Here is a 9249-nt window from a genome sequence, read left to right as displayed (position 1 = left end):
CAGATTTTCGCCAGGGACGGAAGACTCAGGCGGATGTTTTCGTGGCACCGGACATGGTCCGTTCCGGCGGCGTCATCACCTGCCTAACTAAATAACATGATGTTGGGGTCAAAAGGTCTTTTGCCCCCTTTGAAACCGGATTGCTCCGCACTGCGTGCTCTCACAATCCTCAAAAACATTCGCAATCCGCTCATTTTTCTGCGAAAAATGGCTTCTTACTCATGTTTTTGGCGGGTCCCAAGATTAAAAATCTTCATGCAAGCAAGCTTGCATCAGATTTCCAACCTTTTGACCCTGGTATCATAACATTGGTTCAGACTAATGCTCCTCTTCTTTCCTTCTGCTGAAATAAACCGTACTGCCAATCAGCGCGGCAATCCCCACAACAATCACCGTAATATTAGAATATGTATTCAGCACATCCAGAATCTTCCCCCAAGACGCGCCGGCGGCGGCTCCGGCCGTCACCAGAACCGTATTCCACACAAGGCTCCCGGCAAAAGTCAGGAGCAGGAACGGAACCATCTTCATCCTGGCCATGCCGGCCGGTATCGATATCAGACTTCTGATAATCGGTACGCAGCGGCAGAAGAAAACAGTGCTTTTACCCTTGTTGTCAAACCAGCCCTCCGCGTCGTGTACATCCTCCGTTTCAAAATGTAGGCGTTTTCCAACCTTTCCTTCCAGCAAATTTTTCAGGACATCCTTCGGTATCAGACGGCCGGCATAATAAAGAATCACGGCTCCGAACACCGAGCCTGCCGTGGATGCCGCAATAACGCCGGGAACATTCATTGCCGTATAAGTAGTCATAAAACCGCCAAATGTCAGAATCACCTCCGAGGGGATCGGAGGAAACAGATTTTCTACCAGAATCAGTAAAAATATACCGATGTATCCGAATGAATTCATCACTTCCACTATAAACTGCTGCATGGCCGCACCTGCATAAAACGTGTTACTATAATTTATACAGCGCTTAAATAATGTATGACTCGGGATTTTTTCAAAAGACTGTGTATGACACGCCGCAAAGCTTTTCTTACCGTTCCATCAAATAGTCACAAAGACAACAGAGCTGGTAGGACATGGTGACCGCCCCCGGATCCAGATGCCCCTGTCCTTTTGAAAGCATATAGCTGGCCCGGCCTTTTCTGGCTTCCATCTGCCTCGTACTCTCTGCCCCGTCTTTTGCTGCATTTTTGACACGCTCAAGTACCGTCCTGTCATTTTCCCCCGCATCCAGTGCAAGCCTGAATGCCTCCACGGCCGGATACAGGGAATCGATCATGGTCTTAAATCCCGGCTCCGCTTTTCCGCGGCTCATCATATCCTCCACCATGGCCGAAAGCGCCAGACAGAGCCCTTTTGCATCCAGTGATTCCCTCCCCGCCACAGCTTTAGCCGCCGCCAGGTACGCGCCTCCGTAAAGAATGCCCGAGCTTCCTCCAACCCGGCTCATCATCAGCATGCCAATCTGTTTGAACACTTCATCTATTGGAAGTTTCCTTAATTTTTCCCCGGCCAGAATGATCGCCTCAAAACCCAGATTAAGGTTTGCCCAGTGATCCCCGTCCCCTGTTGCCGCGTCCAGGCCGCTGATATAATCCTTGCTGTCGCGTATTACCGCCGCCGCCCGGTTCAGGTAAGCCACATAATCATCCGATGTTATAATCATCTTTCCGCCCTCCCGTCGCAGCATTTAAAAGCCGGTGTATCGGCCGGCGCCGCCAGAAGCGCCTTCAGTTCCTCATCCAGCTTCAAAAGTGTGACCGAACAGCCGGCCATCTCAAGTGATGTCATATAATTTCCCACTATGGTGCGGACTGCGGTAATGCCTTTTTCCCTGAGGATCCGTGTAAGCTCCCGGCTCATTATATACAGTTCCATAAGCGGCGTTCCTCCGAGACCGTTCACCAGCATGGCCGTCTCACTTTTGCTGTAGTCAAAATCCTCCAGAATCCGGGACAGAAGCGTCTTTGCCGTCTCTGCGGCCGGTGTCAGGTCCTCCCGGCAGATTCCCGGTTCCCCGTGGATGCCCATGCCGATTTCCACCTCTGTCTCTCCCAGGGAAAAGCCCGGTTTTCCCACCGCCGGCAGGATACAGGGCGACATCGCCATCCCCATTGACCGGAGATTTACAATCACCTTTTCGGCAATCCTTTTGACCTCGTCCAGATTCTTTCCCGACTCTGCGGCTGCTCCGGCAATTTTGTGAACCAGCACAGTCCCGGCTATTCCCCGGCGCCCGGCAGAATAGGTGCTGTCCGGAACCGCAACGTCGTCCTTCACCACCACGCATTCTGTCCGGATGCCCTCCATCTGCGCCAGCTCTGCCGCCATCTGGAAGTTCATTATATCACCCGAATAATTTTTTATAATCAGAAGGACACCGGCTCCGCCGTCCGCCGCATGAATTCCTTCCAGAATCCGGTCGGGGCTTGGCGATGCGAAAACATTCCCGGCCACCGCCGCATCCAGCATTCCTTTTCCCACATAGCCGGCATGTGCCGGCTCATGACCGCTGCCGCCTCCGCTGACCAGGCCTACCTTGCCCGGTGTTTTTTCCCTTCTGCTGACAACCTCAATTCCTTCCCCGGCATAGACAAGCTCCGGTTCTGCCTCACACAGTCCCTGCAGCATCTCTGTGACTACCCGGTCCGGATTATTAATCAGTTTCTTCATGTCCTTTGGCTCCCCCCTTCTTATTCTGCATTATTTCTAAAATTACACGTTCAGTCTCTGTCATGCCCGGGTACGCTATCAGTCCGATATTCTGCATTGTTTTCTCCGGACATACATCCGCCACGCCATGCTCCGGGGAGATGCATTTTCCTGACAATGCCAGTTCCGTCGATGTCACAGCCGTATCCACTGCCGCCAGAACCTTCATACAGCAGGCATGATTGCCTCCGGTACAGATCATCCCCACAATGGATGCCGCCATATTGTTAAGTGTCGCCAAAACCTCTTCGAAACCGCCTCCTCTCATAAACGTCATAGCGCAGGCCATTCCCGTTCCGGCTGCAACTGCACATCCGCAGAAAGCAGATAGTTTCCCGGAGTATTCCTTCATATACATTGTAATCAGATAGCTCAAAACCGTAGCCCGCAGCAGGCTTTCCTCGGAATGGTGTTCCACCCGGTACATTGCATACAAAGGCATCGTACAGATGATCCCATGATTCCCGCTTCCTGTAATGCTCATCGCCGGCTTATCAAGGCCCAGAACCCGCGCTTCAGAGGCCGCTCCTGCAAAGAAACGGGCTGTCGCTCTTAAATCGCCGGAAACATCCGTCCCCCCGTTAAAGGCCAGAAGACTTTTAGTCAGCGTACACCGCTCGGAGGTGAGTGCTGCTTTAGCAAGCTCCAGGTTCACCCTGTACGCCTCCCTGATAAAATAAAGGTCCTCGACCGGGGTCTCTTTCGCAAACCTGAAGAACTCTTCCATTGTATAGTCCGTAAGCGAACCCGGCCGGGCCGTTTCTTCCAGCTCCCGGGTCTTTTTTTCCAGAAGCACCCGTCCGTTTTTTACAAGCCGGCATATATTCGTATGCTGTCCCCTGATCTCAGCTTCACAGCAGTCATGCTCCGTCCGGACACATGCATAAATAAACAATTCAGAGCTGATCTGTGAGACTTCTACCTTTACCTTTCCATCCTCGATAAACCGCTTTGCGGCTTCCACATCTGCATCTGATATCTCCTCCAGCACCAGAAGGCCTTTTTCCTTATCTCCCGCCACACAGCCCAAGGCAGCCGCAAATTCATTCCCAATCTTATCCGTGCCAGGGATTCCACAGGTAAATGCATTTTTATAGATACCGGAATTTTCTCTCACCAGAAGACATTCTGCCGGTTCCTCCGTCATAGCTCTGGCGGCCGCACAGGCCAGAGCTATGGCAGCAGGTTCCGTTACCCCAAGAGCCGGTTTCATGTCTTTCCTGATCCATTCAAGCAATGCTTTCATCTTTTCCGCCGCTCCTTCATGGTCTTATTTCTTAAAACACATGGTACATTTCCCGCAGCCTGATGCAATCGTGGCCTTTAAGTCCATGGACATACCAAGGCTCTCCGCGATGCCGCGATCCATCTCCATACAGATGTCACAGATATCCGCCAGAAATTTTTCATCCTGCTCAAGCTTTTGCCAGGCGTTGACCAGCGGACAATACCCCAAATCCACCTCAAATTCTTCCTCCGAAAGCTTCACAACCTCTCCTTCGTTGACCTTTTCAACCCCATAGGTCATAAACTCGTCCGCAAAATCCTTCAGATTGTCAATTCCGTTAAACCTGCTTTTCCCGAGGAATAATCCTGCCTCATGCATGGCATCCCTGGCAAACTCCAGGGGAAGTCCCTGCTCAAGTCCCTCCTTCACGAGAAAATAATACCATCTTCCCCGGTTTTCATAGGCATCCCGCACTGCATCCACATTATAGTCACCCACATATTTTTTCGGTTCATTCTTTATCATCTTACTTCCCCCTTACTTTTTTACAAAATGAAGCTCACAGACGCCGTCTCCCATTCCGATCGCGCGCTCTAACTTGAAACCGATATGATCATACAAATCAAATACGCCGCGGTCCACATCCATCGCACAGTCGCAGATTAAGCCGATTTCCTTTTCATCCTCGGTGAGCTTTGTCCAGGCCCCGCACATCGGGCAGTAATGGAAATGGACAATGGCCTCTTCATCCGTCATCGAGACCAGTTTTGCATGGAATTGCTTTATCGTCTGATCATTCATGAACGCGCCCATAAACTGGGAAATGCTGTCCGTATCAGGATAATTCTTTCGGTAGAGATTCCCTAATTTGCGGATAGCGCTGCGGGCATAGGCCTCCTCATCCAGACCGTACCGCCCGGCTGCCTTCACCAGCTGGTAATACCACATCCCTCTGGTCTCATTCGCCTTTCTGATTTCCTTCGATAAGGTGTCATTGATTTTCGCATTGTTTTGAATCATATTAAACCTCCGTTCATATTTATATTAACCTGTATAACCCAACAGGCGCGGGATTGCCAATACCAGATCCGGGCAGTAGGTGCATATTAAAAGACATACCACAAGAACGCCAATCCATGGCCAGATTCCTTTTACCATCCGATCCACCGGCACCTTTGTGGCCATTGCCGTCGTGTAAAGGCAGGTGCCGACCGGCGGCGTGAGAACACCGATGGTCAGGTTAAAGCACATCAGCAGGCCGAAATGAACAAAATCATAGCCGTATGCCTGCATGATTGGCAGGAACACCGGCACCAGAATTAAAACTGCCGGTGATGCGTCCATAAACATCCCGACCATCAGCAGGAAAACCTGTATGAGCAGCATGGCAATCAGTCCGTTATCGGTCAGGGAAAGCATGAAATTACAGATGATTGTGGGTATCTGTTCTATCGCCAGAGCCCAACCCATAACACCTGCCATCGCTGCGATAATCAGTATCGCTCCGCTCATTACGGCCGACCGGATTATCATCGGAATTAAGGCTTTCAGTTTAATCTTTTTGTAGATAAAGATTCCGACGAGCGTCACCACCATAATAATCAGCGACGCCGATTCCGTCGCCGTCGCTACTCCCGCCGCGATGCTGACAAAGGTTAAAAAAGGCGCCACAATTGAAAAAGCGGCTGATTTAAGCTTACTCCATACATGCCTCCAGCCCTGCCAGTCGTGAATCACCCATTTGCGGCCCGGATTCCTCGACAGGATAAAAATCACCAGAGCCAGAGCCAGACCGACCATAATTCCGGGCACCACGCCTGCCTCGAACAGATAGGCAATCGGTGTACCGCTGGAAACACCATAAATCACATACAGGAGCCCCGGCGGGATAAGCGGACCGACCACCGATACGGAGGCAATAAAACAGGCTGCAAAGTCATCTTCATATCCGTCCTTTCTCATTTCCGGATAAATGGTTGAGGATAGAAGGGCCGCCTCCGCATTGGCCATGCCGAGAATTCCTCCAAGAAGCAGTCCCACAATCGTGCAGACATAGGCAATGCCGCCTTTCACCCTCCCCACAAGCGCCCGGCAGAAGTCCATCAGACGTGTCACGTCCCCGGAAAGTCCCATCAGTTCCCCGGCCAGGATAAACATCGGAATCGCCATAAGGTTATAAGAATTGGCGGAGGAAAACAATTTCTGCGCCACCGCCGGAAAATAATTCGGTCCCATGGTAATCAGCCCGGCCGCACCTACCAGCCCCAGTACATATGCAATCGGAACACCCAGAAGCAGAGTGACCACAAACATAATTATCATTATCATACCGTCACCCCTCTCTAATCCAGCCGCGCATATTCATTTCCGTCACTTCTGGGAATAAATATATGCAGAAATCCCAGCACTTCCGAAAAAAGCAGCAGCCACATTGTCACCGGCAGGATCCACCAGACAAACCGCATCGGAATCTGCATGGCGGAACTGACCTGGTTCTGAATAATGTTGGAAAAATACATTTTCGTTCCGTAAAATCCGATCCAGCCAACCAAGCCTGCGGAAAAAATACGTGACAGAATTTTGGCAGCCGTATGGAGCGGCCCTTTAAACAGGGAAATAAAAAGCTCAACTTTCGCCAGATGACCGGTGTTGGATGCCACGTAGGTTCCCAGAAACGTCACATACACCAGCATAAATGTCGCCATCTCATCACTCCATGAAAGAGGACGGTTGAGAAAATACCGCATCACCACGGAGACAAAGATCAGGCATACCTGAAGTGTCAAAACTGCGCAAAGAAAATATTTGACCGCCCATATCAGGCGATCGTTAAAACGATCCAGCATATAAATCACTTTTTTTGCCATACTTTCTCCATTTCCAAAAATAGTAAGCAGCAAGGGCCGGCACAGACAGGCGGGAGAAGCGCCGCACTGTCAAAGCAGCCTTTCCAGAACATTTTACAAACATGATCCTGCTTAGTTATTCGGGATTCCAAGCTCTTCACGTACTTTCATAACATAATCATAAATTGCTTTACTGTCTTCATTTTCACAATACTTGTCAATTACCGGCCGGCACGCTGCCACAGCGGCATCATGATCGATGACAGACACCTGAAGTCCCTTTTCTTCAAATGTTTTGTATGCATTTTCCTGCGCAGTTTCAAAAGTATCATAGCAGGCCTGACGTCCCTTTTCGACCGCCTCCGTCAGCCAGTCTTTTTCCTCCTGCGACAGTCCGTCCCATGTTATGCCGCTGCACACAAACAGAGGGGAAGCGGTCGCATGACCGGATTTGACAACGTATTTTGCCGTTTCGTAGGTTCCTGAGGTAATGGTGGAACATGCCGTATCTTCAAAACCGTCCACAACGCCTGTCTGCATGGCATTATATACCTCACTGTATCCCAAAGGCGTTGCCACAAACCCCATAGCGGTATACATATCAAGATGCATCTGCGCCGTCATGGAGCGGAGCTTGATACTCGGGGCATCGGCCAGACTCTTCAACTCTTTTTTCAGGAAGAAATCACGTGATGCATTATACAAAAAGCCAACCGGCTTTACCGAAGTCTCAGCGTACACCTTATCAAGGTATCCCTTTGCAAAATCTGAGCTGACCACAGTATTTTGCAGTTTTGTATTGACCACGCCGGTATCATCCACCCACATATAGGGCAAATCAAAGGCCTCCAGCACATGCGTAAAATTAGACAGGGAGGCTGCATTGAATACGGCGCAGTCTATCGTTCCCATCTGCATACTCTCGAATACCGACACCTCGTCCCCTAACTGACCGCCAGCATAGATATCCAGCTGGAGCCTGCCTCCTGAGGCCTCGTCAAGATATGCATTCATGGCGATCAACGCCTGGGTATAACCATGTGTCTCATCCCAGGCTGTCGGCATGCTGGTTTTTAACAGCTTCGCGTCCGTACTCTTTTTCTCATTCCCCCCATTTTCTGCCTGGCTCTCTGTCGTTTCTCCCCCTGCCGGCTGCTTCTCTGCCGTACTTGCTTTCTGGCACCCCGCCAACGAAGCAAGTGTCAGCGCCCCGGCCACTGTTAATGCTACGAATCTTTTCATCTTTCTTCCTCCTTTTTATTTGAAACAGACATCTTCTCAGCCCCATATCACAATTCCCTTCTATGGAGAATGCTGCCTCTTTAAGTGGTATGACGTATGATGTTATATAATAAAAAAAATACACTGAAATTACACATAATTTGGTAATTTCAGTGTAACACGACGTCATACCTCTGTCAATAACAAAATCAGATTAATTTTGCATCTGTTTATCTCCTCTGCCCTGTTTTTTCCTGCATCGTTTTCATATGCTCCCTGCCTATCTCCCGCGCTCTGTCGGCATCACCGGCCTGGAGGGCATGAAACAAATCAATATGAAGATTCTGAGTTACGGTAAGCTCAAAGGAACGGCGGTATACATTCGTCGTATAGTTCAATGCAATGGCCTTTTTAATTGTGGGAAGCATCCTCTCAATCACTATGTTTCCGGTCATACAGTAGACCAGGGAGTGGAATTCCATCTCACAGTCTGCCAGCTGATCGATCATGCGCTGATCGCTCTCATCCATTTTCAGCTCATACATGATCTCATTCATCTTTCTGAGAATTGCCTCCATCTCACTAAGCTGTCTTCTCGTCGCCCGTTGTGCGGCCAGATAACAGACCTCCGGCTCGATTACGCTTCTCGTTTCACAGAGATCCGGAATCAGCTTTTCCTCCGGTATAAACTCAAACCCATAGGGATCATCCGCAAGCCCCGGTATGGCGGCAACATAAGTTCCCTTCCCCCGCTCGATATAGAGGATGTTTTTGGATATCAGTATCTTTACTGCTTCCCTTATCGTAGTCCGGCTCACATTCAAATCATCCATCAGCTCATTCTCGTTGGGAAGTTTGGATCCCAATGCAAATTCACCTGTCATAATCTTAGTTTTTATCTTATCCGCGATATTCTGTGAAAGTGTAAATCCTCTTTCCATAGCCTGTACCATCCTTCGTTTCCCTGTAGGAATACGGCCGGTTGTGCCGCTTCCTGTCCTCTATATTATATATGCTCTTTCCTGCATTTGGCAATCACTTTTCCTCCCTTGACTCTTTTTTAATTAAAATTGGTGCGGGTAACTATTTAGTTAAGCAGGTGAGGACGCCGCCGGTACGGCCAGCGGACGGGGTGGTGGGGTGTGTATATGAGTCTTTCGTCCCGGGGAAGATTGTTGTGAGTTGGGGCTGCGGGAGAAGATAAAGTCTGCGGAGCACGCTCCCGCTCTG

Annotated in this window: 10 protein-coding genes; all 10 read right to left on the bottom strand. The window is 49.9% G+C overall.

Annotated features, from left to right (window positions below):
* Nucleotides 1-318 precede the first annotated feature (318 nt).
* Complete coding sequence (locus CLOSYM_RS15650) at nucleotides 319-936, bottom strand: DedA family protein (protein ID WP_021642851.1); 618 nt, start codon at nucleotides 934-936, stop codon at nucleotides 319-321.
* 106 nt (nucleotides 937-1042) lie between these two features.
* Nucleotides 1043-1678, bottom strand: coding sequence for a dihydroxyacetone kinase subunit DhaL (gene dhaL / locus CLOSYM_RS15645; protein WP_003501554.1), 636 nt, complete (start codon nucleotides 1676-1678; stop codon nucleotides 1043-1045).
* On the bottom strand, nucleotides 1675-2685 hold the full coding sequence (gene dhaK, locus CLOSYM_RS15640; protein ID WP_021642850.1) for a dihydroxyacetone kinase subunit DhaK: 1011 nt from the start codon (nucleotides 2683-2685) through the stop codon (nucleotides 1675-1677). The genes dhaL and dhaK overlap by 4 nt, the downstream gene beginning before the upstream one ends.
* Nucleotides 2669-3970 carry an L-cysteine desulfidase family protein gene (locus tag CLOSYM_RS15635; RefSeq protein WP_021642849.1) on the bottom strand — a complete coding sequence of 434 codons (1302 nt, stop codon included), beginning with the start codon at nucleotides 3968-3970 and terminating at the stop codon, nucleotides 2669-2671. The genes dhaK and CLOSYM_RS15635 overlap by 17 nt, the downstream gene beginning before the upstream one ends.
* Before the next feature lie 24 nt (nucleotides 3971-3994).
* Nucleotides 3995-4477, bottom strand: coding sequence for an L-2-amino-thiazoline-4-carboxylic acid hydrolase (locus CLOSYM_RS15630; protein ID WP_003501550.1), 483 nt, complete (start codon nucleotides 4475-4477; stop codon nucleotides 3995-3997).
* Between the two features lie 12 nt (nucleotides 4478-4489).
* Nucleotides 4490-4972, bottom strand: a complete 483-nt coding sequence (locus tag CLOSYM_RS15625) for an L-2-amino-thiazoline-4-carboxylic acid hydrolase (RefSeq protein ID WP_021642848.1) — start codon at nucleotides 4970-4972, stop codon at nucleotides 4490-4492.
* 24 nt (nucleotides 4973-4996) lie between these two features.
* Nucleotides 4997-6280, bottom strand: coding sequence for a TRAP transporter large permease (locus CLOSYM_RS15620; RefSeq protein WP_009296924.1), 1284 nt, complete (start codon nucleotides 6278-6280; stop codon nucleotides 4997-4999).
* A 14-nt stretch (nucleotides 6281-6294) separates the two neighbouring features.
* A complete protein-coding gene (locus tag CLOSYM_RS15615; RefSeq protein ID WP_003511138.1) occupies nucleotides 6295-6819 on the bottom strand; it encodes a TRAP transporter small permease in 525 nt (174 codons plus the stop codon).
* A gap of 111 nt (nucleotides 6820-6930) precedes the next feature.
* Nucleotides 6931-8040 (bottom strand): TRAP transporter substrate-binding protein, encoded by a 1110-nt coding sequence (locus CLOSYM_RS15610; RefSeq protein WP_003501542.1) that lies wholly within the window; start codon nucleotides 8038-8040, stop codon nucleotides 6931-6933.
* Between the two features lie 209 nt (nucleotides 8041-8249).
* Nucleotides 8250-8960 carry a FadR/GntR family transcriptional regulator gene (locus tag CLOSYM_RS15605; RefSeq protein ID WP_044902581.1) on the bottom strand — a complete coding sequence of 237 codons (711 nt, stop codon included), beginning with the start codon at nucleotides 8958-8960 and terminating at the stop codon, nucleotides 8250-8252.
* Nucleotides 8961-9249: the final 289 nt, after the last annotated feature.

The organism is [Clostridium] symbiosum ATCC 14940, from assembly GCF_000466485.1.
In the GTDB taxonomy this organism is placed as follows: domain Bacteria; phylum Bacillota; class Clostridia; order Lachnospirales; family Lachnospiraceae; genus Otoolea; species Otoolea symbiosa.
This window is presented reverse-complemented; position numbering and strand designations above follow the sequence as displayed.